1 protein-coding gene is annotated in these 262 nt (G+C 43.5%); it reads left to right on the top strand.

Annotated elements, in window-relative coordinates:
• The coding region (locus R2R70_RS21055; RefSeq protein ID WP_410979059.1) for a carbohydrate kinase family protein at nt 1-262 on the top strand (262 nt) is incomplete at both ends.

The raw sequence follows: 262 nt of genomic DNA, 5'->3' as shown, positions 1-262 counted from the left end.
ACAGCGTTGAGGCGGTAATAGAGTACTTAAAGCCATATCGAATTAATGAGATTGTGGTTAAAAATGGTCCAGAATCTGTTATTACACAACAAAACAACACACTTCAAAGCCACACAATAATACCTGTCAAGACGGTGGTAGATACAACGTCAGCGGGCGATGCCTTTAATGGTGTTTATTTAGGCGCTCGACTTTCAGGTAAGTCAATTGCGGCAGCAGTTCAACTTGGCGCTAAAGCAGCCGGAGCTGTGATTCAACAACC

The organism is Cobetia sp. SIMBA_158 (assembly GCF_046566945.1).
In the GTDB taxonomy this organism is placed as follows: domain Bacteria; phylum Pseudomonadota; class Gammaproteobacteria; order Pseudomonadales; family Halomonadaceae; genus Cobetia; species Cobetia amphilecti.
This window is presented reverse-complemented; position numbering and strand designations above follow the sequence as displayed.